Source organism: Marmoricola sp. RAF53, from assembly GCF_052114005.1.
Classification (GTDB): domain Bacteria; phylum Actinomycetota; class Actinomycetes; order Propionibacteriales; family Nocardioidaceae; genus Marmoricola.
On record NZ_JBFRDX010000031.1, the window covers coordinates 12568 to 38581 of the forward strand.

The 26014-nt window shown below is 70.5% G+C and carries 19 protein-coding genes and 1 tRNA gene; 14 read left to right on the forward strand and 6 right to left on the reverse strand.

Going from position 1 to position 26014, the window contains the following annotated elements:
• Positions 1–25 precede the first annotated feature (25 nt).
• Positions 26–1210: an acyltransferase domain-containing protein gene (locus AB4Y76_RS19520; protein WP_441928353.1), complete on the reverse strand. Its 1185-nt coding sequence runs from the start codon at positions 1208–1210 to the stop codon at positions 26–28.
• A gap of 79 nt (positions 1211–1289) precedes the next feature.
• On the reverse strand, positions 1290–2447 hold the full coding sequence (locus tag AB4Y76_RS19525) for a PucR family transcriptional regulator (protein WP_441928355.1): 1158 nt from the start codon (positions 2445–2447) through the stop codon (positions 1290–1292).
• A gap of 173 nt (positions 2448–2620) precedes the next feature.
• Between AB4Y76_RS19525 and AB4Y76_RS19530 the strand changes: the two genes are divergently transcribed.
• Positions 2621–3346, forward strand: coding sequence for a response regulator (locus tag AB4Y76_RS19530; RefSeq protein WP_441928357.1), 726 nt, complete (start codon positions 2621–2623; stop codon positions 3344–3346).
• Between the two features lie 18 nt (positions 3347–3364).
• On the forward strand, positions 3365–4681 hold the full coding sequence (locus AB4Y76_RS19535) for a sensor histidine kinase (RefSeq protein ID WP_441928359.1): 1317 nt from the start codon (positions 3365–3367) through the stop codon (positions 4679–4681).
• Between the two features lie 90 nt (positions 4682–4771).
• Here the strand turns inward: AB4Y76_RS19535 and AB4Y76_RS19540 are convergent, their stop codons facing one another.
• Positions 4772–10039, reverse strand: coding sequence for a peroxidase family protein (locus tag AB4Y76_RS19540; protein WP_441928361.1), 5268 nt, complete (start codon positions 10037–10039; stop codon positions 4772–4774).
• A gap of 232 nt (positions 10040–10271) precedes the next feature.
• Here AB4Y76_RS19540 and AB4Y76_RS19545 point away from each other — a divergent pair, with 232 nt between their 5' ends.
• The 5 genes from AB4Y76_RS19545 to AB4Y76_RS19565 all read left to right on the forward strand — a co-directional run bounded on the left by AB4Y76_RS19545 (position 10272) and on the right by AB4Y76_RS19565 (position 15004).
• Positions 10272–11849, forward strand: coding sequence for a multicopper oxidase family protein (locus tag AB4Y76_RS19545; RefSeq protein WP_441928363.1), 1578 nt, complete (start codon positions 10272–10274; stop codon positions 11847–11849).
• A gap of 10 nt (positions 11850–11859) precedes the next feature.
• On the forward strand, positions 11860–12420 hold the full coding sequence (locus tag AB4Y76_RS19550; protein WP_441928365.1) for a hypothetical protein: 561 nt from the start codon (positions 11860–11862) through the stop codon (positions 12418–12420).
• A 5-nt stretch (positions 12421–12425) separates the two neighbouring features.
• On the forward strand, positions 12426–12920 hold the full coding sequence (lepB, locus tag AB4Y76_RS19555; protein WP_441928367.1) for a signal peptidase I: 495 nt from the start codon (positions 12426–12428) through the stop codon (positions 12918–12920).
• A 106-nt stretch (positions 12921–13026) separates the two neighbouring features.
• Complete coding sequence (locus AB4Y76_RS19560; protein ID WP_441928369.1) at positions 13027–13941, forward strand: AfsR/SARP family transcriptional regulator; 915 nt, start codon at positions 13027–13029, stop codon at positions 13939–13941.
• Between the two features lie 109 nt (positions 13942–14050).
• Entirely contained in the window at positions 14051–15004 is a 954-nt protein-coding gene (locus AB4Y76_RS19565; RefSeq protein WP_441928371.1) for an alpha/beta fold hydrolase, read from the forward strand.
• On the opposite strand, the gene AB4Y76_RS19570 is transcribed toward AB4Y76_RS19565, so the two are convergent.
• Both AB4Y76_RS19570 and aceE read right to left on the reverse strand, forming a co-directional pair.
• A complete protein-coding gene (locus AB4Y76_RS19570) occupies positions 15001–15189 on the reverse strand; it encodes a hypothetical protein (protein ID WP_441928373.1) in 189 nt (62 codons plus the stop codon). The genes AB4Y76_RS19565 and AB4Y76_RS19570 overlap by 4 nt on opposite strands.
• Positions 15186–17966 (reverse strand): pyruvate dehydrogenase (acetyl-transferring), homodimeric type, encoded by a 2781-nt coding sequence (gene aceE, locus AB4Y76_RS19575; protein WP_441928389.1) that lies wholly within the window; start codon positions 17964–17966, stop codon positions 15186–15188. Before aceE ends, AB4Y76_RS19570 begins: the two co-directional genes overlap by 4 nt.
• Before the next feature lie 240 nt (positions 17967–18206).
• On the opposite strand from aceE, the gene AB4Y76_RS19580 reads away from it, so the two are divergent.
• The 4 genes from AB4Y76_RS19580 (at position 18207) to AB4Y76_RS19595 (ending at position 20954) form a co-directional block, all read left to right on the forward strand.
• Positions 18207–18626, forward strand: coding sequence for a DUF3052 domain-containing protein (locus tag AB4Y76_RS19580; RefSeq protein WP_441928375.1), 420 nt, complete (start codon positions 18207–18209; stop codon positions 18624–18626).
• Between the two features lie 3 nt (positions 18627–18629).
• On the forward strand, positions 18630–20255 hold the full coding sequence (locus AB4Y76_RS19585; protein WP_441928377.1) for an AMP-binding protein: 1626 nt from the start codon (positions 18630–18632) through the stop codon (positions 20253–20255).
• A 4-nt stretch (positions 20256–20259) separates the two neighbouring features.
• Entirely contained in the window at positions 20260–20721 is a 462-nt protein-coding gene (locus AB4Y76_RS19590; RefSeq protein ID WP_441928379.1) for a peroxiredoxin, read from the forward strand.
• A gap of 161 nt (positions 20722–20882) precedes the next feature.
• Positions 20883–20954, forward strand: a tRNA-Val gene (locus AB4Y76_RS19595).
• Here the strand turns inward: AB4Y76_RS19595 and AB4Y76_RS19600 are convergent.
• On the reverse strand, positions 20914–21654 hold the full coding sequence (locus AB4Y76_RS19600) for a DNA-3-methyladenine glycosylase (protein WP_441928391.1): 741 nt from the start codon (positions 21652–21654) through the stop codon (positions 20914–20916). The genes AB4Y76_RS19595 and AB4Y76_RS19600 overlap by 41 nt on opposite strands.
• A gap of 28 nt (positions 21655–21682) precedes the next feature.
• Here AB4Y76_RS19600 and AB4Y76_RS19605 point away from each other — a divergent pair, with 28 nt between their 5' ends.
• Genes AB4Y76_RS19605 through AB4Y76_RS19615 form a run of 3 tightly spaced genes read left to right on the forward strand, consistent with a single transcriptional unit; the run spans position 21683 to position 25611 of the window.
• Complete coding sequence (locus tag AB4Y76_RS19605; RefSeq protein WP_441928381.1) at positions 21683–23236, forward strand: succinic semialdehyde dehydrogenase; 1554 nt, start codon at positions 21683–21685, stop codon at positions 23234–23236.
• Between the two features lie 58 nt (positions 23237–23294).
• On the forward strand, positions 23295–24557 hold the full coding sequence (gene tyrS, locus AB4Y76_RS19610) for a tyrosine--tRNA ligase (protein ID WP_441928383.1): 1263 nt from the start codon (positions 23295–23297) through the stop codon (positions 24555–24557).
• 4 nt (positions 24558–24561) lie between these two features.
• Entirely contained in the window at positions 24562–25611 is a 1050-nt protein-coding gene (locus AB4Y76_RS19615) for an alpha-hydroxy acid oxidase (RefSeq protein ID WP_441928385.1), read from the forward strand.
• Positions 25612–26014: the final 403 nt, after the last annotated feature.

Below are 26014 nucleotides of genomic sequence, written 5' to 3' on the forward strand. Positions count from 1 at the left end.
GTGGCGCCGTGACCGGTCTCCGGGCTCACACCGTCACCGCCGAGGGGTGCAGGCGGACCAGCGGCTGCCCGGGGGAAACGAGGTCACCGTCCTCGACGAGCCACTCCACGATGGTGCCGCCGTGCGGGGCGACCACCGCGGTCTCGTCGCGGGTGGACCGGACCACGCCGATGGTGCTGGTCGGCTCCAGCTCCTCGCCCTCGCCCCCGGCCTGCCGGACGAACGTGCCCTTGGTCGGAGAGACGAGCAGCCGCCAGGTGGGGTGCGTGTCGATGGAGGACTGCGTGCCGTGCCGCTCGACGAAGGCGCGGGCCTCGTCGAGCTGGTCGGGGGTCTTCAGCGCGAACGTCTCGACCCCGGGCAGCGCGCGCTTCGCGATGCCCGTGAGCGTGCCCGCGGGGGGCATCTCGAGGATGCCGGTGACGCCGAGGTCGCGCATGGTCTCCATGCACAGGTCCCAGCGGACCGGGGTGGAGACCTGCGTGACGATGCGGCGCAGCACCTCGCGCCCGTCGTGGAGCACCCGGCCGTCGCGGTTCGAGATCACCGGCGTACGGGGATCGTGGGTCGAGACGGACTGGGCGAGCCGGCCGAGGACTCCGACAGCGGGCTCCATGTGGTCGGTGTGGAACGCGCCGGCGACCTGGAGCGGCATCAGCCGCGCCTTGGCCGGCGGTGCCGCCGCGAACGCCGCCAGCTGCTCGAGGGTGCCGGCCGCCACGACCTGTCCGGCGGCGTTCACGTTGGCGGCGGTGAGGCCGTGCTGCGTGAGAGCGGCCTGCACCTCCTCCGGGTCCCCGCCGAGAACGGCGGTCATCCCGGTCGGGGTGGCCGCGGCCGCGTGAGCCATCGCCCGTCCCCGCTCGCGGACCAGCACCATCGCCTGCTCGCCGGTGATGACCCGGGCGCCGACCGCGGCCGTCAGCTCGCCGACGCTGTGGCCGGCGACCGCACCTATCTTGCCGAACGCGTCCGCCGGGTGCGGGAACAGCGCGAGCGCCGCGACGCCGCCGGTCGCGACCAGGAGCGGCTGTGCGATCGCGGTGTCCCGGATCGCCTCGGCGTCGGCCTCGGTCCCGTAGTGGGCCAGGTCGATGCCGGAGACCGTCGAGAGCCAGTGCAGCCGCTCGGCGAACTGCGGATCCTCCAGCCAGGGCTTGAGGAATCCGGGGGTCTGGGCTCCTTGTCCGGGAGCGACGATGATCAGCACACGACAACTGTGTCCGACCCGGCCCCCGCTGCACGGATCCGTGTCCGACGAAATCCGCCGGACGAACTTTGTAGGTTTCCTACAATTCGACGCCAGCGAGGCGCCCGAGGGTCAGCGCGATCCGCAGCGTGTAGGAGTCCCGGGCATCGCTGGGAGTAAGGCCGGTGAGCTCCGCGGCCCGGCGCAGCCGGTACCGCACCGTGTTGGCGTGCACGAACAACGTCCGCGCGGTCGCCTCGATCGACGAACCGTGCGCCAGGTACGCGTCCACGGTCTCCAGCACCGAACCGCCGGCACCGGCCAGCGGGTCGTGCACCTGCTCGACCAGGGTCGCCCGCGCGCTCCGGTCACCGGCCAGCGCCCGCTCGGGCAGCAGGTCGTCGGCGTGCACCGGGCGCGGCGCGTCCGCCCACCCGGCGGCGACCCGCAGGCCGGACTGGGCGGCGTCCGCGGAGATTCGCGCGTCGGTGAGCGACCCGACCACCGGGCCGACCACCACCGGCCCGTCCGCGAACGCGGCCGCGACGCTGGCCGCGGGGCGGCCCTGCCGGTCCACCCCGCCGAGCACGACCACGAGCCGGTCGCCCTGGACCGCGCAGAGACAGTCCAGACGATGCTCCCGGGCGAGCCGGCGGACGTCGTCCAGGGAACCGGCGGAGTTCCCGCCCTCGCCGAGCCGGCCGGCCATCACCAGCACTTTCCCGCTCCCGTCCCAGCCGAGCGCGCTGGCCCGGGAGGAGATGGTCTCCTCCGCTTCGCCGCGCAGCAGCGAGTCGACCACCAGGGCCTCCAGGCGGGCGTCCCAGGCGCCGCGCTGCTCGGCGTACCGGGCGTAGACCTCGGCGGTCGCGAAGGCGATCTCGCGGGCGTACCGGTTGAGCGGACCGCGGACGCTCTCGGCATCCTCGCCGAGCGCGTCCTCGAGGTTCTCGTCGACGACGATGATGGAGAGCCGGACCATGGCGACGGTCTGCTCGAGGGTGATCTCGCCGGCCATCTCGCGCGGCGCGACCCCGAACACCTCGGCGCGGATCGCGGCGGCGCCCTCGGGGTTGCGGTACCAGTCGATGAAGGACTTGATGCCCGCCTGCACGATCAGGCCGATGAAGGAACGGTCCTCGGCGGGGAGCTGGGTGACCCACGGCATGTCGTCCTCCATCCGGCTCAGCGCGGCGCTGGAGAGCGCGCCGCTCGCACGGGTCAGGCGCTGCGCGATCTGGGCACGGGACCGGGTCACGGGTGGACTCTACGGACAGAAGCGCCCGGGCGCAGGACCAGACCGGGGATCGTGCCGAAGTGACGGTCTAGTCGTTTCGCCCGGCCGGCCGCGAGGGCTTGTAATCTTCGGTCTCAAGGCCCGGCACGCGGTTGCACCCACTTCTGCGCGGTCGGCGCCGGCTGTATGGGGGAATGGCTGTGGACGAGTTGAATTCGCACAGTCTCGGGTCTGCTGAGCACTTCGTCGCGCGCCAGCGCGATCCGCACGTGGTCAGGTCCGTGCTCGTCATCGACGACCACCGGACGTTCGCCGACCTGATGGCGGTCGCTCTCGGTGCCGAGCCCGACCTGCACTGCGTCGGGATCGCGCACACGGTCGAGGACGGCGTCCGTCAGTTCCGGGCGCTGCGCCCCGACCTCGTCGTGGTCGACTTCCGGTTCCCGGACTCGGAGCTGGACGGCCTGGACGCGACCCGGCAGGTCCTCGCCACCGACCCGGACGCCCGGGTGGTGCTGCTCACCGGCCACCCCGAGGCCCGGATGCTGCGCCACGCCGCGGACGCCGGCGTCCACGCGCTGCTCCCCAAGGACGGCGCCCTCGCCGATCTCCTGGCGGTGCTGCGCGGCCCGCGGCAGGCCGGGCTCGTCGTGCACCCCGCTCTGGTGCGCTCGCTCCTCGGCTCCGAGCACGCGGAGCCCGAGGGGCTGCCGCACCTGACGAAGCGGGAGCGGGAGGTCCTCGACATGCTGCTCATCGGGCTGGACGCGCGCGCGATCGCCAACCAGCTCGGGATCTCCCTGAACACCTGCCGCGCGCACCTGAAGTCGCTGCTGGCCAAGTTCCACGCCCACTCCCAGGTGGAGCTGGTCGCGCTGGCCCGGCGCAGGGGTCTGGTCGACGTGCGTCAGGCACGTTGAGGCCCTGAGGACCGGGGCATGCCGCAGCGCTCGCTGGTCCGCACCTACCTCACCCGGTTCGCGGTGCTCAGCGTGCTCGCGCTGCTGGTCCTGTCCGCGGTGACCCTGTTCGCGAGCCGTCAGATCGCCGAGCGCGAGGCGCTGCGCGAGGCCGAGGTACGCGCGGTCGCGATCGCCGACGACATCGCCAGCCCGCTGGTCAGCGACGAGGTCCGCGCCGGCGACCCGGGTGCCACCGAGGCCATGGACCAGGTGCTGTCCGGCCTGCTCGGCGGCCGGGTGCTGCGGCACATCAAGGTATGGGACCGGAGCGGTCGGGTGATCTGGTCCGACGAGGATCCGCTGGTCGGCCGGACCTTCCGGTTGCCGCCGCGGGTCCGGGTGCTCTTCGGCACCCGGGCGACCGCCGTCGAGGTCTCCGACCTGCACGGCGGCGAGAACGAGTTCGAGCACGCCGAGGCCCCCCTGATGGAGGTGTACGTCGGCAGCAACGACGCCGACGGGGTGCCATTCGTCCTGGAGACCTACACGTCCTCGGAGCGGATCGACGCCGCCCGGAGCTCGGTCCTGCGGCAGCTGCTGCCGCTGACTCTCGGCGTGCTGCTCGTCTTCGAGCTCGCCGTGCTCGCCCTGGCGTACTCGCTGGCCGGCTGGGCCGAGCGGGTGAGTGCTCACCGCAGCGAGATCCTCGACCGGTCGATGAGCTCCTGGCACGTCGAGCGGCGCCGGCTGGCGCACGACCTCCACGACGGGGTGGTCCAGGACCTGGCGGCGATGAGCTACGCGCTGCCCTCGGTCGTCGAACGGTTGCCGCGCGACGACACCGGTGACGAGCCCCGGGCGACCCTCGGGCGGATGGAGCAGATCCTCCAGGACGACCTCGTTGCGCTGCGCGCGATGGTCGCGGACCTGTTCCCGGCCGATCTCTCCGGCGACGGCCTGGCGCGCGCGGTGGGCGACTTCGTGCCGCGGCTGCGGCGCCACGGCATCGAGGTCGACGCCCGGGTCCCGGACGACCTGGACCTCAGCCCCGAGGTCGGCGGCCTCGCCTACCGGGTCATCCGCGAGGGCCTGCGCAACGTCGAGCGGCACGCCCGCGCGACCCGGGTCGGCGTCGAGATCACCAGCGACGCGGACAACCTGCTGATCCGGGTCACCGACGACGGCCAGGGTCTGGGTGAGACGGGGGAAGCAGGCCCGCGTGTCGAGCAAGGGCACGCGGGCCTGCGGCTCCTGGGTGAGCTGCTCGGCGACATCGGCGGCCGGCTCGACGTACGGGACCGGGCTGCCGGGGGCGCCCAGCTCGAGGCCGAGATCCCGCTGGTCCTGATCTAGCACTGGTCGTCCCCTTTCGCTGTCTTCGAGCGGAGCGTGGGGCGCCTGCCGCCGGCAGGCGCCCCACGCGTTCCGGTAGTCCCCTCGCCGCTACCGGGTCCTGAAGGTGCTCGTCGTCGTCGTCGGGGACAGCGGGTTGTTCGCCAGATCACGGATCTGGTTCGTCCCCCCGGTGACGGTGAGCGTGTAGAGCACGTTGGCTCCCAGGTTCAGGGTGGGCCTGAACGTCGCCTGGGTGCCCGCCGCGTTCAGCGTGACGGTGCCCGCGACCAGGGTCGGGATCCCGAGCAGACCCGGGAACCTGAGCTGCACGTTGTTCGTGCTGGCCGCCTGGACCGGCTCGCTGAAGGTGATCACCACGGTCGTGTTCCGGGCCACGCCGGTCGACCCGTTCGCCGGGTTGATCGACGTGATCGTCGGTGCCGTGGTGTCCGCCAGCGTGGTGAACGTGATCGTCGTGTTCGCCAACCGGAGGTTCGCCGCGTTCCTGATCCCGGCCGTGCCGTTCGGCAGGGTCCCGAGCAGGGTCAGGGTGTAGGTGGTCCCGGCCGCCAGGTTGGCGTTCGGGTTGATCGTCAGCGTGCGCGTCGCGTTGTTGAACGTCAGCGCCGAGGCCACCGTCGCCCCCGCCGGGTTGCGGAGGATGACGGACGTCCCGCTGATGCCCGTGACCGGCTCGTCGAAGGTGACGGTCAGGTCGTTGGTGAGCGAGACCCCGGTCGCGCCGTTGGCCGGCGTACTGGAGATCACCTCGGGTGCCGGGTTGTTCGGCGTGACCGCGTTGGACTGCGCCGACGGCGGGCTGGAGATCCCGACCTGGTTCACGGCGATCACCCGGAAGGTGTACGTCGTGCCGTTGGTCAGCCCGTTCACCACCGCGGACCGCTGGTTCGCGGCGATGCCGGTCACCGTCCGCTGCACGACCCCGCCGACGAGCACCTCGATCTGGAACTGGTTGATCGGCGACGAGGCGTTCGCGGCCCCGAGCGTCCAGTTCACGGTCGCCGAGGCGTTGCCCGCCACGGCGGTGCCGATCACCGGTGCGTTCGGCGCTGTCGCGATGTCCAGCGTCTGGTCGGTGAACTGGAGCTTCTCGACCTTGGTGATCCGGTCGGTGCCGTCGGTCCCGACGTTGTCGGTCACCGTGACCACCCCACCCGCGAGGAACGAGATGGTGTAGTTGGCGCGCGGCCCGGAGAAGGCCGCCGTGTCGACCGACGTCGAGTCGGAGGCGGGCGGGCTGAGGATCTCCCGGACGATCACCAGCTTGCCGGCATCGACGTCACCGTCGAAGACCGCCTTCTGCAGCGTCTCACCCGCGGTGTTCGGACCGAAGGTGCCGGTCAGCGCGGTGTGCTCCATCAGGTCGGTGCTCCCGATCTCCGTCGTCGGGTCAGCCGGGTCGGTGCGCAGGCTGATCCGGGTGGCGAGGAACTTGTCACCGTCGATGATGTCGTCGGCGCCACGACCCGTGATGGTGTCGCTGCCGGCACCGCCGAGCAGGATGTTGCCGTCGCCCCAGACCGGCCCGCTGAGCGGGCAGGTCCCGGTGGCGGAGGCAGCAGCCACGTCGGCCGCGGTACCGGTCAGCGGCGGCAGCAGGGCGGCCAGTCCGTTGATCCGGTTGACGCCGGTCTGGTCGAGCGCGTCGCACCCGGTGAAGCCGCCGCCGCCGACCGTGCGCGGGACCGCGTCGTCACCGCGGATGACGTCGTTGAACGCCGATCCGGAGTCGCCCTCGGTCTCCTGCCAGCGGTCGCGGTTGACGACCACGGGCAGCGGGTTGCCGAGCAGGTTGTTGTTGATCGCCATGTCGTCGTCGGCGCCCGTGGTGTCGTACTGGTGGTAGGCCCAGTCGAACCCGCCGGCACCGGCGTTCCGGTCGATGGCCGGGTTCTGCGACATCAGGTCGTCCCCGCCCTCGGCGTCGTAGTCGTTCTCACCGGGCTGGCCGACGAAGACGTCGTTGCCGGGCTTGTCCTCGGCGGGGTCGTCGAAGAACGGGGCCCCGTGGTCACCGATCAGGAGGTCCTGACCGAGGCCACCCTGGATCCAGTCGTCGCCTCCGTCACCGAAGACGGCGTCCGCACCCTGGCCGGCGATCATGAAGTCGTTGCCGGGACCGGCGAAGGCTTCGTTGTCGTTGGCGCCGCCGTTCATGAAGTCCTGACCGTCGCCGCCCATGGAGATGTCGTCACCCGGGCCGGTGTCGATGGCGTCGTTGCCCGGACCGCCCTTGAGCACGTCCGCGCCGTCGAGGTCGGTCAGGATGTCGTTGCCGTTGCCACCCAGTGCGACGTCGTCACCGCCGTTGCCCTCGAGGAAGTCGACGCTGTCACCGCCCCAGAAGGTGTCGTTGTCGTTGCCGCCGTTGACCCGGTCGGTGCCCGGCGTGCCGTTGTAGACGGACTGGCCGTTGATGCCGGTCGGGTCGACCGTGTTCCGGGTCTTGTAGGCGATCGTTCCGTCCGGCTGGCGCAGCAGCAGCAGGGTCTCGTTGCAGTCGGGCGTCGACGGGTCGTCGGCGACCGTGGACCCGAACTGCTGGAACCCGGCGGCGGTGCCGGCGAGGTTGGCCAGCTGGAACTTGCAGTCCGCGGTGGCGAACGCGTCGGCCTTCAGCGTGTTGGTGCCGTCGGTGTTCCGCTGGATCATCTCGGAGAAGGAGTTCCCCTCGAGCTGGGTGCGCAGGTTCATGCCCGGCGTCCGGTTCAGGTAGTAGAGCCGGTCACCTTCCTGCAGGTCCTCCAGCTGCTTCTGGAAGACGTAGTTGAACGTGCTGCCCAGGAGACCGCCGAAGAGGTTCGTGACCTCGGCCAGACCGCCGACCCAGAGGTCGACCTCCTCGAGACCCGTCGACGGCTTGCCGTTGACGTCGCTCCAGTCGCGGCAGTCGGCGCCGGGGGCGTCGCAGCCGGCCATGGTCCGTCCGTCGGTCCCGAACATGAACGCCGCGGCGTCCGCCGGGATGTTCGCCGGGTCCGTGGCCGGAGCCGAGCTCGGGTCCACGATCGCCTTGGCCGCTGCCCGCTTGGCCGCCAGCGTGGTCGCGCTGGTGATCGTCGGGTGCGTGCCGTACGCGGCCACGAAGTTGATCAGCGACTCCGGGTGCTTCAGGTGCTGCCCGTAGTCCGTCCAGCTCGTGTACGGCGCCATCGCGGCGTCGTTCGTGCTCGCGTGGATCTGCCGCCGGACCTCGTTCAGCGGCGGGATGCCGGCGTCACGGGCACGGGCCATGTTCAGCGTGGGCAGGTCGAGCGGGAGTCCGAGCAGGTTGTTGCGCAGCGTCTCGACGACGAACTCGTCGAGCTCGTTGCCGACCTGGTCGGCCGAACCCATCACGACGCTGCCGGCTGCCTGCTCCGGCGTCAGCGTTCCCACCGAGCCGCCGTTCTGGTACTCGGGCGGGTTGAGGAACGCCGTGAGCAGCGGGATCGAGTTGTCACTACCGTTGATGTTGGTCCGGGCGACGTCGTCGTCGAGCATCGAGTGCCCGAAGCGGTAGACGGCGTGCGCGAACTCGGCCTGGACCGCCGGGTTGGGGTCCGGCACGTAGACGTGGAACGGCCGGATCGCCGGCACCATCTTGCGTGCGAACTCCTCGAAGACCAGGTGCTGGTACTCCATCTCGGTCACGAACCGGGCCGCCTGGAAGAGCCGGTCGCCGAAGGTGAAGGCCCCGGTGTTGGTGCGGTCCTGGTACGCCGCCTTCAGGGCCGCGTTCGCCGGGTCGTTGAGCGTGTTGGTGATGTCGTCGACGAGGCGGTCGTGCTCGGAGTGGAAGATCTGGTGGATCGTCGTGAGCGCGATGTTCTCGTTGACGCGGCCGTCACCGGCGATGAAGTGCGCGTTGAGCATCTCGTCGTCGTAGGTGTTGAGCGGCTGGTGGGCGAAGTCGGCGCTGGGCGTGTTGTTCGCGTCCGGCGTCGGGACGACCGGCGGGGTGGCCGGGTTGTTGTCGCTGTCCGCCGGGCTCGGGTCCGCGTTGTGCGCGATGTCGGTGAGGAACGGCGTGTCGAAGTACACGACGTTGGCCGGGACCGCGACCGGGGCGGCGATGTTGCCCTCGACGAGGCCGGTCTTGGTCACGTACTGCGGCAGACCCCGTGCCGGACCGGGGATGAACTCGCCGTACGGGTCGGTGGCCAGCATCGGGATGTTGGTCACGTCGCGGTCGACGAGCCGCAGGCCGAGCTTCTCGGCGGCCTGCTTCTTCACCGAGGCCCAGGTGGCCATGCCGGTGGTGCCGTCGGGCGAGCCCGAGTAGGTCTGGCCGGCGGGCAGGCCACCGAGCAGCTTGCCGCTGGCGACCGGGCGACCGGCACCGTTCAGGCTGTACTCGCGGACGAAGACCTGGTGGGAGGCGTGCGAGGTGTAGGTCTGGCTCTGGTCGACCCAGGGACTGTCGGTGTTGTTGGCGTCCTGGACGTCGTCGGCGCTCTCGTCGGCCGGGGTGGCCGGGTTGTCGCCGAGGACGCCGTCGGGGCCGGGCTGGTTCTGGGCGCGGGTGAGCACCATGAACGCCTGGCTGGCCGGGACCTCGTCACCGGTGCCGGCCTTGCCGTCCGGGCCGACCGTGCGCAGCGGGTCGTCGGCCTTCAGCGGCACGAAGACGGTGCCACCGCTCTTCACGGTCTGGTCCACGCCGTGGTCGAAGAACTGGCCGAAGAACGTGAACAGCGAGTTGTACGGCGGCGAGAGGCCGACGTCGGTGGTCACGTTCGGGATGAACAGCGTCTGGTGGGACGGCACGCAGCCGGCCGGGGAGCCCTCGACCGGCGGCTGTGCCGTCGGGTCCGGGTCGACCGTGCACGGGAACTGGCCCGGGTTGCCCTGGGAACGCACCGGGAAGCCCGCCGCGGCGATCGCGGCCGGGTTGGTCGAGGTCTGGTCGACGATCAGGTTGCTGACCGTGCGTGGCTTCGAGTCGTAGACGAAGCCCTTCTTCTGCTTGTAGGTGCTGTTGGTCCCGGGGCCGGAGGGCGGCGGCGGGAAACCTGCCGGGGCCGCCTCAGCGTCGCGGAAGACCGGGGTGGTCAACCGCGGGAACGGCTGGTCGGCGGACCCGAACTTGGTGCGGCCGTCGAAGAGGTTGTTGCAGCTGCCGTCGACGGTGCGCAGACCGAACGACGAGAGCCGGTCCGGGATCTGGTTGGCAGCCGTGCCGACGAGGGTGCCGCACGGATTCGCCGGGGTGAGCGTCGCGGAGTGCCGTTCCGCGATCTTGATCTGCTTGAGGATGAACGACAGGTCACCGGGCGTCACGGTGAAGCCGTTGCCGACCGGTGCCACCGCGCCGCGCGCCGGCGCGAGCGGGGTGAGGAAGCTCAGGCCGACGGCGACGAGCGCGACCGTCACTGCCGTCCTGAGGTGGGGAAATCGATGCGTCCCTGTCCGGGACGACGTGCCTTGTTCGATCATGACCAACTCATCTCGTGGGTACGCGAAGGCCCTCGGAACCGAGGAACACCGGCCACCGTCGCGCCCGCCACCTTGGGAAAACCTGGAGATCGCCGCTGCCCGCGAGGTCCCCAGGAAAACTCAAGGAAGCCCTTCTACGTTGGGGATTCCCTGCTACGAGGAGGAAGACATGGGGCTCTCTCGTCGCGATGTCATGAAGATGTCCGTCCTGGCCGGCGCCGCCGTTGCGCTGCCACTGGAGCGGTCGGTGAGTGGTTCGTTGGCGCAGGCCAACCGGATCGCGGAGAGCGCGCTCCCGCAGCCGTTCACCCAGCCGTTCACGGTCCCGTCGGTGATCTCACCGGTCCGGTCCGACAGCACCACCGACTATTACCGGGTGTCGATGGAGCCGACCCAGGTCGAGCTCATCCCGGGCCTGCAGACCATGATGTGGGGCTACAACGGGCAGGTCCCCGGACCCACGTTCCAGACGACCCAGGGCCGCAAGGCCGTGGTCCGCCAGATCAACAACCTGCCGTCCCGGCACCCGACGCTCGGCTACACGCCGTGGACCTCGGTCCACCTGCACGGCTCGGCGTCGCTCCCGGAGTACGACGGCTACGCCAGCGACATCACCAACCCGGGGCAGTGGAAGGACTACCGCTACCCGAACTACCAGCCGGCCCGCACGCTCTGGTACCACGACCACGGCGTTCACCACACCGCCGAGAACGTCTACATGGGCCTGGCCGGCTTCTACCTGATGCACGACCCGCTCGAGATGAAGCTCGCCATCCCGCACGGTGAGTACGACGTCCCGCTGATCGTGACCGACAAGATGTTCAACAGCGATGGTTCCCTCCTGTTCGACACCAACGGCGGCTCGGGCTTCTACGGAGACGTGATCACGGTGAACGGACGGGTCTGGCCGACGATGAAGGTGAAGAAGCGCAAGTACCGTTTCCGGATCCTGAACGGCGGTCCGTCCCGGTCCTACAAGTGGTTCCTGGACAACGGCGCCAGCATGACGGTGATCGCCACCGATGCCGGGCTGATGCCGAAGCCGCAGTCGGTGAAGTCGTTCCGCCAAGGCGTCGCCGAGCGCTACGAAGTCGTCATCGATTTCGCGAAGTACGCGGCGGGGACGAAGATCCGGCTGCTCAACGACAGCCCGAAGAACAACATCAACTTCACCAACACCGACAAGGTCATGCAGTTCGAGGTGGTCGGCGACGCGTTCAGCACCGCCGGGAACTCGATTCCCGGTTCGCTCTACCCGAGCCAGCCCACGATGGCCCTGAAGACGAACCAGGCGGTCAAGAAGCGCACGTTCGACTTCATCCGCCAGAACGGCAACTGGACGGTCAACGGCAAGACCTGGGACGACGTGGTGGCCAGCGGGTTCACCAGCATTCTCGCCGATCCGCAGACCGACAGCGTCGAGCTGTGGGAGCTGCGCAATCCCTCGGGCGGGTGGCACCACCCGGCGCACATCCACTTCATCGACTTCAAGGTGGTCAGCCGCAACGGCCAGCCGCCACTCCCGCACGAGCAGGGAGCCAAGGACGTCATCTTCCTCGGGGAGAACGAGTCCGTGCAGCTGCTGATGAAGTTCGAGAAGGGGCGCGGCAAGTACATGATCCACTGCCACAACCTGGTCCACGAGGACCACGACATGATGGGGCAGTTCGAGATCAAGGACCCGCTGCGGGCGTCGGAAGGCCCGTTCGACGCGCCCGCCATCCCGCTGCCCGAGGGCGACCTGTGAGGCGGCCGCGATGACCACGGCACAGCTTCCGGTCGTCCCGGTCGCCCCGGTGCGCCCGGCCACGATCACCCCGGGGCTCCGGATCCTGGCCGCGGCGTGCGCCGCGGTCGCCGGCGGGATCCACCTGTGGGTCGTTCCGGAGCACTACCAGGAGGCCTGGGTGCTGGGCACCTTCTTCGTCCTCGTCGGCGCCGGCCAGCTCGTCCTGGCCGCGGTCCTGCGCTGGGTGACCGCGACCTGGTTCCTGGTCACCGCGCTTCTCGCCAACCTCGGGCTGATCGCGCTCTACGTGGTCAGCCGGACCGCGGAGCTCCCGTTCGTCCCGCCGCACACGCACGGCGGAGAGCATCTGCCGGTGTTTGGCGGCGTGGGCAACGGGACGCCGGTCTACCCCGGCGCCCGGATCGAAGGAGTGGGTCCGCTCGACATGCTCTGCCTGGACGCGGAGCTGGGTCTGGTGATCGCCCTGACCGCCATGCTGCCGAGTCCGCTGCGGGGACGACTGTGCACGGGAATGCTGGCGCTGGGCCTGACGGCGCTCGTCGCGCGCGCGACCGGCCTGCTGGCGTAGCGGCCGTGCCGGCTCTCGGACGCTGGCGCACCGCGTGCTGGCTGCTGGCGGCACTGCTGGTCGCCGTGGCCGTCGGCGTCCTGTGGCTCGCGGTCGAACCGATGCGGATCTCCTCGGACTCGATGGCCCCCACCTACCGGCACGGCGACGAGGTGCTGGTCCGCAAGGCGTTCCGGGGCGATCCGGAGGTGGAGCGGGGTTCGGTGGTGGTCTTCCGGCCGCCGGGCTCCGACGCGTTGGTGGTCAAGCGCGTCGCCGGCATGGCGGGGGGTCAGGTCGAGATCCGTGACGGCGTGCTGTTCGTCAACGACGAGCCGGTGCCGGAGGGCTACGTCGACCCGGCGCGTGTCGACGGGACCTGGTTCGGGCCGGTGACCGTGGTCGAGGGGTCGGTCTTCGTCCTCGGCGACAACCGGTCCGACTCCATCGACTCCCGGGACTACGGAGCGGTACCCCTCGATCGGGTGGTCGGGACCGTCCGGACGCGGCTGTGGCGGTGACGTCCGGACTACCCAGGATTGAGGGGATCGTGACCCCAATCTTGGGCTTCTGCGCGCCGCGGCGGAGGAACAGCATGGTCTACGACTAGGACGTTGGGGGACGGACATGATCGAGATCAGGTTGTTCGGGCCGACCAGGGTGCGCCACGGGGAGCGCAGCTTCGAGGCCGCGGACCTGGGTGGCGGCAAGCCGCGCCAGGTGCTGGAGATGCTGGCGCTGGCCCCGGGGACGCTCGTCCCGAAGGACCTGCTCGCCGAGCGGCTGTGGGGCGGCACGCCGCCGGCGTCGTACATCGCGACGTTGGAGAGCTATGTCTGCGGCCTGCGACGACGGCTCGGGCTGGCCTGCGGAAGGGGCGCGGCCCTCGCCACGCTCAACAAGGGCTACGTGCTCGACCCCGACCAGGTCCGGGTCGACCTGCCGGCGGTGCGGGCCGCGCTGGCGTCCGGGGGGCCGGCGGAGGTGCACGACGTCCTGGACGGCGTCGGCGGCAGCCTGCTGGCCAGCGACCCGTACGCCGGCTGGGCCGAGGACGAGCGGACGTCGTTCGACCGGGACGTGACCGCCGCCTGCCAGCGGGTCGCCCGGGCCGCCGACGAGGCCGGGAACGGGAGCGTCGCGGTCGACCTGGCGCGGACGGCCGTGCGGCACAGCGAGTTCTCGGAGGCGGCGCGGCAGCAGCTGATGCGGGCGCTCTGGCACGCGGGCGAGCGCACCGAGGCGCTGCTGGAGTTCGCCGACCTGCGGGCCCGGATGCTCGAGGAGCTCGGCGTCGAGCCGGGGACGCCCACCCAGGACCTGTACGTCGCGATCCTGCGCGACGGCGGCGAGGCGGCGCACCGCGAGGTGGACCGGACCGAGCTCGGCCTGCTGGTGCGCCTCCTCCGGGAGGCGCTCGAGTCGGGTGTCCGGGTCGACCGGACGGCCCGCGCCAGCCTGTCCGAGGTGGGCACGATGCTGCTGGACGCCTGTTCCGAGGCCCCGCGCCTGGATGTTGCCTACGTCACATCCGCGCGGTGACGTCGCCGATTCCGATGTGAATTCCTCGTCACGCGGGCCCTCGCGCGCCGTCCCTCTGCTTGACTGCCACAACGCCGGCCCCCCGTCCGGCTGAACCGGAGGTGCGCGCGTGAACGACGAGCTCGAGGTCCAGAAGGTCACGATCCACGGGCACCAGCGTGCCTACGTGAAGCTCGGCTCCGGTCCGGCGCTCCTGCTGCTGCACGGCCTCGGCTGCGACCACACCACCTGGTCGCCGGTGATCCACCAGCTCGCCAAGCGGTACACCGTGATCGCCCCCGACCTGCTCGGCCACGGCCAGAGCGCCAAGCCGCGCGCCGACTACTCGGTCGGCGGCTACGCCAACGGCATGCGCGACCTGCTCACCGTCCTCAACATCGACAAGGTGACCGTCGTCGGGCACAGCCTCGGCGGCGGTGTCGCGATGCAGTTCGCCTACCAGTTCCCGGAGCGGACCGAGCGGATGGTGCTGGTCGCTCCCGGTGGCCTCGGCCCCGAGGTGACGCCGATGATCCGCGCCGTCGGGCTGCCCGGCTTCAGGACCGTGATGGCGGTGCTCACCCTGCCGGGCATCCGGCACGTCGGTACCGCCGGCATGCGGGCGCTCTCCCGCACCGGTCTGACCGCGACCCACGACCTCGACGAGGTCGCCGACATCTTCGACACGTTCAAGGACCCGGGCGCCCGGGCGGCGATCTCGCACGTGGTGCGCGCCGTCGTCGACACCCGCGGCCAGATCGTCACCATGGTCGACCGTGCCTACCTGACCCAGGCGATGCCGATGCTGGTCGTCTGGGGAAGCGAGGACATGGTGATCCCGGTGAAGCACGCCGACACCGTCGCCCTGATCGCTCCCGGCGCCCACGTCGAGGTGCTCGGCAACTCCGGTCACTTCCCGCACAAGGACCACCCCGAGCGCTTCGTGAAGGTGCTCAACGACTTCGTCCGCTCGACGCAGCCGGCCTCCTACCACCGCGGCCGCTGGCGCCAGCTCCTGCGCAACGGCCCGCTGGCTCCGGTCACCGAGCAGCTGCACCTCGCCCGGGCGGTCCCGATCGCCTAGCGGTGGCCGCGGTCGAACCAGGTGAACGCCGCCGTGGCGGCGCCGAACCCGGCGCAGATCACCGCCAGCCCGACCAGCAGCGACTTGAGGTCGAAGAACGCGGGGATGCTCAGCACCACGAGGATCAGCGCCGCGGCGAACCACGGCGCTGATCGACGTACGGTGCGGGTGAGCTGCTCGCTCAAGCGTCGCCGCCCTCCTGGAGCACGCCGGCGACGGCGGTCGGGTCGTTGATCCGGTAGCGGTTGAACGCCTCGGTGACCGACTCCGGCTTGACCTCGCCGCGGTTCGCGAGCGCCTGGAGCGCCTGGACGACGACCGACTCCGCGTCGACGTTGAAGAACCGCCGGGCAGCGGGTCGGGTGTCCGCGAAGCCGAAGCCGTCGGTGCCCAGGGCGTGGAAGTCGCCCGGGACCCAGCGGGCGATCTGCAGCGGGACCGCGCGCATGAAGTCGGAGACGGCGACGAACGGGCCGGGCGCCCCCTCGAGCTGCTGGGTCACGAACGGAACCCGGCCGGGCTGGTCGGGCGCTCGGAGCGCGTCGTGCTCGGAGGCGATCGCGTCGCGGGCGAGCTCGTTCCACGAGGTGACCGACCACAGGTCGGCCGAGACGCCCCACTCCTCGGCGAGCATCCGCTGCGCCTCGAGGATCCACGGGAAGCCGACGCCGGAGGCCATCAGCTGCACCTTCGGGGCCTCGGGACCGAGGTCCGGGCCGTTCCCGAACCGGTAGACGCCCTTGAGCAGCCCGGTGACGTCGAGGTCGGCCGGCTCGGCCGGCTGGGTGACCGGCTCGTTGTAGACGGTCACGTAGTAGATGACGTCCTCGCCGAGCGGGTGCTCGGGGCTGACCGTGTACATCCGGCGCAGCCCGTCCTGCATGATGTGCGCGATCTCGTGGGCGTGCGCCGGGTCGTAGTGCACGACGGCCGGGTTGGTCGCGGCGAGCAGCGGGGAGTGTCCGTCCGCGTGCTGCAGGCCCTCACCGGTCAGCGTGGTCCGCCCGGCGGTCGCGCCGATGAGGAAGCCGCGGGCGAGCTGGTCGGCCATCGCCCAGATCGAGTCGCCGGTCCGCTGGAACCCGAACATCGAGTAGAAGATGTAGAACGGGATCATCGCCTCGCCGTGCGTCGAGTACGCCGACCCGGCCGCGGTCGCGGAGGCGAGCGCGCCGGCCTCGGAGATGCCCTCGTGCAGCATCTGGCCGTCGGTCGCCTCGCGCCACTTCAGCAGCTGCTTGCGGTCGACGCCCTCGTACTGCTGCCCGCCCGGGTTGTAGACCTTGGCCGTCGGGAACATCGCGTCCATGCCGAAGGTGCGGTACTCGTCGGGGGCGATCGGCACGATCCGCTTGCCGATCTCGGGGTCCTTCATCCAGTCCTTGAGGAGCCGGACCAGCGCCATCGTGGTGGCGATCTTGTTGTGCCCCGACCCCTGCTTGAGCTCGGCGTACACCTCGTCGGCGGGAACCTTGAGCGGCTTGGCCCGGATGACCCGCTTCGGCAGCGATCCGCCGAGCTGGCGCCGGCGCTCGAGCATGTACTCGATCTCCGTCGACTTCTCACCGGGGTGGAAGAACGGGGCCGTGCCCGAGGCCTCGTAGGCCTCGGTGATCTCCTTGTCGCTCATCGGCAGGTACAGCCGGTCGCGGAACTTGAGCAGGTCCGGCAGCTTGAGCTTCTTCATCTGGTGGGTGGCGTTCTTGCCCTCGAGGGCGTCGATCGTCCAGCCCTTGATGGTGTGCGCCAGGATCACGGTCGGCTGGCCGACGTGCTTGGTGGCCGCGTCGAAGGCGGCGTACACCTTGCGGTAGTCGTGCCCGCCGCGGGGCAGCTTCTCGATCTGCCGGTCGCTCATGTGCTCGACCATCTTGCGCAGCCGCGGGTCGGGTCCGAAGAAGAACTCCCGGTTGTAGGCGCCGTCCTCGACCGAGAACGTCTGGAACTGGCCGTCCGGGGTGCTGTTCATCTTGTTCACCAGCACGCCGTCGACGTCGCGGGCGAGGAGCTCGTCCCAGTCGCGGCCCCAGATCACCTTGATCACGTTCCAGCCGGCGCCACGGAAGTTGGCCTCCAGCTCCTGGATGATCTTGCCGTTGCCGGTGACCGGGCCGTCGAGCTGCTGCAGGTTGCAGTTGATCACCCAGGTGAGGTTGTCGAGCTCCTCGCGGGCGGCGACCCGGATCGCGCCGAGCGACTCGGGCTCGGCCATCTCGCCGTCGCCGAGGAACGCCCAGACGTGCTGGTCGGAGGTGTCCTTGATGCCTCGGCCGCTCAGGTACCGGTTGAACCGGGCCTGGTAGATCGAGTTGATGCCGGTCAGGCCCATCGAGACCGTGGGGAACTCCCAGAACTCCGGCATCGACCGCGGGTGCGGGTACGACGACAGCCCGTTGCCGACGCCGTGCTGGACCTCCTGGCGGAAGTTGAGCAGCTGCTGCTCGGTCAGCCGGCCCTCGAGGAAGGCGCGCGCGTAGATGCCGGGGGAGCCGTGACCCTGGATGTAGATCTGGTCGCCGCCACCCGGGTGGTCCTTGCCGCGGAAGAAGTGGTTGAAGCCGACCTCGTAGAGCGAGGCGCTGGACTGGTACGTCGCGATGTGGCCGCCGACCTCCAGGCCGGGCCGGTTCGCGTCGGAGACCATGACGGCTGCGTTCCAGCGGATGAAGGCCCGGATCCGGCGCTCGACGTCCTCGTCGCCGGGGAACCACGGCTCGCGCTCGGGCGGGATGGTGTTGATGTAGTCGGTGCTGCGCAGCGCCGGGACCCCGACCTGCTTCTGCCGGGCGCGCTCGAGCAGCCGGAGCATCACGTACCGGGCGCGCTCGCGGCCGCGGTCGTCGATCAGGGCGTCGAAGGAGTCGATCCAGTCGTTGGTCTCGTCGGGATCGATGTCGGGCAGCTGGGTCGGCAGGCCTTCGTGGATGACGGGCGGCGCGGCTGGTGCTGGGCGCCCGGTCACTTCGTGCGGGGCGGAGTCGCTGCTGGTCGTGGGGACTGTCTCATCGGGCACCCTTGCATCTTGGCACGTTCAAACAGCCCACGAAATCTACTCATGAGTACGCCCTGGCCGGCCCCGATCCGGGGTCCGACCTGCGACACGAGACCGACTGGGCTTGCACTGCAGCCCCCGAGTCCGCTGAACTTGGGCATCCGCTCCCGTCCGGGGGCGACCAGCAGGTAGACGAAAAGAGGCATCGACGTGAGCCCGTCCGAAGGGGGCGCAGACCACGGGGTCGGCGACCGACTGGGGCTGAAGCCCGGGATGGTCGTGCAGGAGCTCGGCTGGGACGAGGACGTCGACGACTCCGTCCGCGTCGCCATCGAGGACGCGATCGACGCAGACATGGTCGACGGCGACCACGGTGACGTGGTCGACGCGGTGGTGCTCTGGTGGCGCAACGGCGACGGCGACCTGGTCGACGCGCTGGTGGACGCCCTCACCGACCTCGCCGGCGGCGGAGCCGTCTGGCTGGTCTCGCCGAAGGTCGGCCGGCCGAACGCGGTCGATCCCTCCGAGGTGGCCGAGGCCGGCCCGATCGCGGGGCTTTCCAACACCACGACGGTCCCGGTGAGCGCGGACTGGGCGGCGACCAAGCTCGTCGCCCCCAAGGGTCGCTGACGCGTGACCCTCGTCGCCAAGGCCGTCGGCCTGGCTCGGAGCAAGACCACCGCGGCCACGGTGCTGACCCGTGCCGGGGTGATCCGCCCGTTCGGTCCGCTCGCCCTCGCCGGCGTGGTGACCTCGCTGCACCGGTGGGGCATGGGCCTCGCGGGTGGCTTCGGGGCCGTCGCCGCACGGTTCGGCGACCGCATCGGGCTGGTGGACGAGCTCGGCGACCTGACCTTCCGGGAGATCGATGAGCGCAGCAACGCGCTCGCCGACGAGCTGTCCCGCCGAGGCGTCGGCGAGGGCGACCGGGTCGCGCTGCTGGCCCGCAACCACCGCGGGTTCGTCGAGATGGCGCTCGCGGTCGCCAAGCTGGGCGCCGACGTGCTGCTCCTCAACACCGCCTTCGCGGCGCCGCAGCTGGGTGAGGTCTGTGCCCGCGAGCAGGCCCGGATGCTCGTCCACGACGAGGAGTTCACCGCGCTGGTCGACGCGTCCGGGACCACGGTGCCGCGGCTGCTCGCCTGGACCGACGGCGAGCACACCGGCGAAGACACGGTCGAGGGCCTGGTCGCCCGCGGCTCCCGCGCCCGTCGTACGCCGCCGGCCCGTGAGGGCCGCACGGTGATCCTGACCTCGGGTACCACGGGCACGCCCAAGGGCGCGCCCCGCGGCGGCGGCAACCTCGACGCCGGGGTGGCGTTGCTGGAGCGGATCCCGTTGCGGGCGGGCTGGCGGACGTACGTCGGTGCGCCGCTCTTCCACACCTGGGGCTTCGCGCACCTGAGCCTGGCGATGCTGCTCGGCAGCACCGTCGTGCTGAGCCGGCGGTTCGACCCGGAGGACGCGCTCCGGATCCTGACCGAGCAGCGCTGCCAGTCGTTCGTGGTGATCCCGGTGATGCTCCAGCGGATCCTGCGGCTGCCGCAGGAGACGCTCGACGCCTACGACCTGTCCGGTGTCCTCGCGGTCACCTCGTCCGGCTCGGCGATGCCGGGAGACCTGGCTACCGAGTGGATGGACCAGTTCGGCGACCACCTCTACAACATCTACGGCTCGACCGAGGTCGCCTGGGCGACGGTCGCGCAGCCGGCGGACATGCGCGCCGCGCCGGGCACGGCCGGGAAGCCGCCGGTGAACACGGTGGTGAAGGTGCTCGACGAACACGGTGCCGAGGTGCCCGCCGGCACCACCGGCCGGATCTTCGTCGGCAACTCGATGCTGTTCGAGGGCTACACCGGCGGCGGCGGAAAGGAGAGCATCGGCGGGCTGATGAGCTCCGGCGACGTCGGCCGGTTCGACCGGAACGGCAGGCTGTTCGTCGAGGGCCGCGACGACGACATGATCGTCTCCGGCGGCGAGAACGTCTTCCCGCAGGAGGTCGAGGACTGCCTGGCCCGGCACGAGCAGGTCGTCGAGGTCGCCGCGATCGGGGTCGACGACGAGGAGTTCGGCACCCGGCTGCGCGCCTTCGTGGTGCTGGCGGAGGGCGCGGTGCTCACCGAGGACGACCTGCGGGACCATGTGAGGGCGAACCTTGCCCGGTACAAGGTGCCGCGGGACTTCGTCCTCCTCGACGAGCTGCCGCGCAACGCGACCGGCAAGATCCTCAAGCGCGAGCTGCACGGACTCGAGGGATAGACGAATGGCCATCCAGGTGGGGGACCCGGCCCCCGACTTCACGTTGCGCGACCAGCACGGCGCCACGTTCACGCTGTCGTCGTACGCCGGGAAGAAGGCGGTGCTGCTGGTCTTCTACCCGTTCGCGTTCAGCGGGATCTGCACCGGCGAGCTGAGTGCGGTCCGGGATCACCTGGGCGACTTCGAGACGGACTCGACGACCGTGCTCGCGATCTCCTGCGACCCGGTGTTCAGCCAGCGCGCGCTCGCCGACCGCGACGGCATCTTCTTCCCGCTGCTGTCGGACTTCTGGCCGCACGGCGAGGTCGCCTCGGCGTACGGCGCGTTCGACGCCGAGCACGGGTGTGCGGAGCGGTCGTCGTTCGTCGTGGGCAAGGACGGCCGGATCGCCTGGGCGGTGCACAACGAGCGGGGTGCAGCACGGGATCTCCTGGACCAAGCAGGGCATTTGAGGCGATTCGGATAGTCCGAACGGACTATTTCGTCTCCTTTTTCGGACGAGCCCCTTGCATTGGCGGATCAACATGACACGATTGCCGTGTTGCGACCGCTGGTGACCCGAGACGCCAGCGGTCGCAGCCTTTTTGCCCCCGGTCCGTGGCGGCCTCTAGTCTGTCCGCGGTCCTCGGGCGTGTAGCTCAGCGGTAGAGCGCTTCGCTTACAACGAAGTGGTCGGGGGTTCGATCCCCTCCGCGCCCACCGTCGCCCCAGGTGCGCCCGCTCGCGGGCTGCGCCGGTAGGCGCTCACCGACCGTTCGCCGACGATCCAGAACCGCCACGCGACGTCTGCGGCCGGGGTGACACCGACCCGCGGCCCGGTGCCGATCTCCTCGGACCGGGCTCGTCCGGTGGAGAGCACCAGCCGGGGGCCGCCGATGCGGATGCCGTCGTCGTCGCCGGTCAGGCCCAGTGCCTGGGCCAGGTTGCCCGGTCCGCGGGCGAGCTGCCGGTCCTGGGTGGGGTAGCCGCGACGTTCGCGCGCGAGCGCGTGGCCCGCGACCACCTCGCCGGCCCGCACCAGCACGGCGGAGGCCGTGCCGGTGGTCCCGGTGACGACGTTGCAGCACCAGTGCAGGCCGTGGGACCGGTAGACGTACAGGTGGCCGCCGGGTCCGAACATGACGGTGTTCCGCGTGGTCCGTCCGCGGTACGCGTGCGATGCGGGGTCGGCCTCGCCGGCGTACGCCTCGGTCTCGGTGATCCGGACGGCCACGCTGCCGGCGGCGTCGTGGGAGGTGAGAGTCGTCCCGAGCAGGCCCTTCGCCACCTGCTGCGGCGGACCGGTGAAGTCGAACATCGGTCCCAGGGTCCCAGAACCCTGGGCAGAACCCCGGGCAGAACCCCGGGGCGGACCCCGGGGCGGACCCTGATGCGGACGGCGGTGTGACGCCGATGACATCCGAACTAGAACGAGTTACAGTTTCGGCATGAGTCTGCCGTCCTCGATCACGCCCGAACTCCTCGCGAAGCTGACCGGCATGGTGGTCTCCACCAGCGGCCGCACCTACCCGCTCACCGAGGTGTACACCGGCGACAAGGTGCTCGACCTCCCGCAGTCCAGCCCCGAGGACGTCGAGACCGCGTACGCCGCCGCGCGCAAGGCCCAGGCGATCTGGGCGTCCTGGCCGCTGAAGAGCCGGCTCGACGTGATGAAGCGGTTCCACGAGCTGCTGCTGCAGAACGGCCTCGCGATCGCCGACCTGATGCAGGTGGAGACCGGCAAGGCCCGCCGGATGGCGTTCGAGGAGACCTGCGACGTCCTCATGGTCACCAGCCACTACATCAAGGCCGCGCCGCGCATCCTCAAGGAGAAGAAGCACGGCGGCGTCGTCCCGGTCGTGTCCACCTCGACCGAGGTCCGCCTGCCCAAGGGCGTCATCGGCCTGATCTCGCCGTGGAACTTCCCGTTCGCGACCAGCCTCTCCGACGCGATGCCGGCCCTCATCGCCGGCAACGGCGTCGTGCTGAAGCCGGACAACAAGTCGACCCTCAACGTCGCCTACGGCGTCGACCTGCTCTACCGGGCCGGGATGCCCGCGGGACTGGTCCAGATCGTCTGCGGCGAGGGTCCGGACATCGGTTCGACCATCGTCGAGAACGCCGACTTCGTCATGTTCACCGGGTCGACCGCGACCGGCCGGATCATCGGTGCCCAGGCCGGCCAGAACCTGATCGGCTGCACCCTCGAGCTCGGCGGCAAGAACCCGCTGATCGTCCTCGACGACGCCGACCTGGACGAGGTGATCCCGGGCGCGATCATGGCGGCGTTCCTGAACACCGGCCAGGCGTGCATGCACATCGAGCGGATCTACGTCTCCGAGAAGCGCAAGGACGAGTTCACCCAGCGGTTCGTCGAGGCCGCCCGGGCGATCGAGGTCGGCGCCACCTACGACTTCAGCCCGATGATGGGCTCGCTGGTCTCGGTGCCGCAGCGCGAACGGATCGAGAGCCACGTCGACGATGCGGTGGCCAAGGGCGCCACCGTGCTGACCGGCGGCAAGGCCCGTCCGGACCTGGGCCCGGCCTTCTACGAGCCGACGGTCCTGACCGACATCACCCCGGACATGATCCTCGCCAAGAACGAGACCTTCGGGCCGGTGACGTCGATCTACACCTACAAGACCGTCGACGAGGCCGTCGCGCTGGCGAACGACACCGACTACGGCCTGAACGCCAGCGTGTGGGGCAAGGACGTGGCGGCGGCCGAGGCCGTGGGGCGCCGGATCCAGGCCGGCAACATCAACATCAACGACGGCCTGGCCGCGTCGTACGCGAGCAAGAAGAGCACCTCCGGGGGCTTCAAGACCTCGGGTGTCGGCAGCCGCCACGGCGACGCCGGCATGCTCAAGTACACCGACGTCCAGAACGTCGCGGTGCTGAAGAAGCAGGTGCTCTCGAACCCGCCGGACACGGACTGGGACAAGAACGTCGACCAGACCGTGAAGGGCCTGCGCTTCATGCGGAAGCTCGGGATCCGCTGACGGCGCCGATCGGGTGGGCGGTTGGCCGCACGGGGAGCCGATGCGGCAGGCTTGCCCTGTGACTGTTGACCCCCACCTCCTGGACGACCTCGAGTGGCGCGGCCTGATCGCGCACTCGACCGACCTCGACGCGCTGCGCGAGGCGCTGACGCAGGGGAGCGTCCGGTTCTACGTCGGCTTCGACCCGACCGCGCCGAGCCTGCACATGGGCAACCTGGTGCAGATCCTCACCGCGCGCCGGCTCCAGCTCGCGGGTCACACGCCCTTCGCGCTCGTCGGCGGCGCGACCGGCATGATCGGCGACCCGAAGGAGTCCGGTGAGCGGATCCTGAACTCGCTCGACACCGTGAAGGACTGGGTCGAGCGGGTCCGCGGTCAGATCGAGCCCTTCCTCTCGTTCGAGGGCGAGAACGCCGCGACGATGGTCAACAACTACGACTGGACCGCGTCGCTGTCGACGATCGACTTCCTGCGCGACATCGGCAAGCACTTCCCGGTCAACCGGATGCTCGCCCGCGACGTGGTGAAGAGCCGGCTCGAGGCGGGCATCAGCTACACCGAGTTCAGCTACGTGCTGCTGCAGTCGATGGACTTCCTGGAGCTTTTCCGGCAGCACGGGGTGACGCTCCAGTTCGGCGGGTCCGACCAGTGGGGCAACCTCACCGGTGGCGTCGAGCTGATCCGCCGGGCCGACTCCGGAAAGGCGCACGCGTTCGCGACGCCGCTGGTCACCAAGTCCGACGGCACCAAGTACGGCAAGACCGAGGGCGGGGCCCTCTGGCTCGACCCCGAGATGATGTCCCCGTACGCCTTCCACCAGTTCTGGCTCAACGCCGAGGACGTCAAGGTCGGCGAGCTGCTCCGCATCTTCACCTTCCTGTCCCGCGAGGAGATCGAGGGCCTGGAGGCGCAGACCGCGGAGAAGCCGTTCCTGCGCGCCGGGCAGAAGGCGCTCGCCGACGCCGTCACGACCCTGGTCCACGGCGCCGAGGAGACCGAGCACGCCAAGATCGCGGCGGCCGCCCTGTTCGGCGGAGGCGAGCTGCGCGGGTTGAACGGGTCCACGCTGGCCGCCGCGCTCCGCGAGGCCGGCGCGACCCGTGCGGCACCGGGCACCCCTTACGTCGACCTGCTGGTCGCGACCGGTCTGGCGAAGAGCAAGGGCGAGGCCCGGCGCACGATCACCGAGGGCGGTGCCTACCTCAACAACGAACGCGTCGCCGACCCGGAGCTGGTGCCCGGCCCGGACGACCTGCTCGCCGGCGGCTGGCTGGTGCTGCGCCGCGGCAAGAAGAACCTGGCCGGCGTCGAGGTCGGCTGACCCGATGGCGCTGCCGTCCTCCGGCGGGTCCTGGCTCGCGTCCCTCGAGGACGAGGCGTGCCGGGTGCTGCCGCCGGAGGTGTACGGCTACTACCGGCAGGGCGCGCGCGACGGCACCACCGCCGCGGAGGCGGTCGCCGCGTGGGAGCGGTACCGGCTGGTGCCGCGGGTGCTCACCGACACCCGTGCGGTCGACCTGACCACGTCGTTCCTCGGGACGCGGTCGGCGGTGCCGTTCGGGGTCGCCCCGACCACGCTCCAACGCGCCGCCGACCCCGGGGGCGAGGTCGCGATGGCCAGGGCCTGCGCCGCCCACGGTGTCCCGATGGTGCTGTCCAGCAACGCGACCGCGACGTTCGCCGAGATCGACGCGACCGGGGCGACCTGGTGGCTCCAGGCCTACCTGCCGCAGGACCGCGAGCTCGCCCGGCCGATGCTCGAGTCCGCGGTCGAGCACGGCGCCGGGGCGATCGTGCTCACCGTCGACACCCCCGTGGTGGGAACGAAGTACGACGACGGCGCGATCTGGTCGGCCACGCCGCCCTCGTGGTTGCGGGTCAACCTCGGTCCTGCGGCCGACGCACCGAAGGCGCGCGACCTCGGGCCGGCGGACTTCACCTGGTTGCACGAGGTGACCGGCTTGCCCGTGGTGGCGAAGGGCGTCCTCAGCCCCGGGGGTGCGGCCGCGGTCGTGGTCGCGGGTGCCGCGGCCGTGTGGGTCTCCAACCACGGCGGCCGCCAGCTGGATCGCGCTGCTGCCACCGCGGACTGTCTGGCGCCGGTCGTCGACCGCGTCGACGGAGCAGTCCCGGTGTACGTCGACGGGGGAGTGCGCTCCGGGATCACCGCCTTGACAGCCCTGGCCCTCGGTGCCGATGCGTTCTTCCTCGGTCGCCTTCCGCTCTACGCCTTGGCGGTGGCCGGAACCGACGGTGTCGGGCGGCTGTTCTCGACCCTCACCGACGAGCTCACCGAGGCTCTCGTCCTTGCCGGCTGTCCGGGGCCGGAGGCTGCCCGAGGGGTGGCTCGTGCCGCTCCAGATGGCGCTCCTTGAGCGGTCATCTGGCCTCTGACCTGCGGCAATGCAGGATGTGGCCCGGACCACACGAACTCGATTTGACGGGCTCCCCGCCAGCCCCATAAGTTTCTCTCTGTCGCCAGGGAGCGGCGGGACGCAAGGCCGAGAGGCCGGGCGGCCGGCCCCCGGAAGACCACCCCTCCAAATCGCTCCGTTCTGACCGGAGATCAAGCAGGGGAGTCGCGCAGAGGCCCGATTTGACTCGGTCCGAGCGCGACAAGTAAGTTAGTCAGGTTGCCCCCCAGCATGGCCGTGAGGTCGGGTTGTGGTGCGCGCTTGATCCTTGAGAACTCAACAGTGTGCCAAAAGTCGACGAATTAGTTTGATACCCGTTGGCTGGATCTACTTTGGTAGTGATGGTCGATGGTTCCTTTGGTAA

Coding starts and splice junctions, on each gene's coding strand:
- AB4Y76_RS19530 (WP_441928357.1), top strand. CDS start 2,621: ATGGCTGTGGACGAGTTGAATTCGCACAGTCTCGGGTCTGCTGAGCAC.
- AB4Y76_RS19535 (WP_441928359.1), top strand. CDS start 3,365: ATGCCGCAGCGCTCGCTGGTCCGCACCTACCTCACCCGGTTCGCGGTG.
- AB4Y76_RS19545 (WP_441928363.1), top strand. CDS start 10,272: ATGGGGCTCTCTCGTCGCGATGTCATGAAGATGTCCGTCCTGGCCGGC.
- AB4Y76_RS19550 (WP_441928365.1), top strand. CDS start 11,860: ATGACCACGGCACAGCTTCCGGTCGTCCCGGTCGCCCCGGTGCGCCCG.
- AB4Y76_RS19560 (WP_441928369.1), top strand. CDS start 13,027: ATGATCGAGATCAGGTTGTTCGGGCCGACCAGGGTGCGCCACGGGGAG.
- AB4Y76_RS19590 (WP_441928379.1), top strand. CDS start 20,260: ATGGCCATCCAGGTGGGGGACCCGGCCCCCGACTTCACGTTGCGCGAC.
- AB4Y76_RS19600 (WP_441928391.1), bottom strand. CDS start 21,654: ATGTCATCGGCGTCACACCGCCGTCCGCATCAGGGTCCGCCCCGGGGT.
- AB4Y76_RS19605 (WP_441928381.1), top strand. CDS start 21,683: ATGAGTCTGCCGTCCTCGATCACGCCCGAACTCCTCGCGAAGCTGACC.
- AB4Y76_RS19615 (WP_441928385.1), top strand. CDS start 24,562: ATGGCGCTGCCGTCCTCCGGCGGGTCCTGGCTCGCGTCCCTCGAGGAC.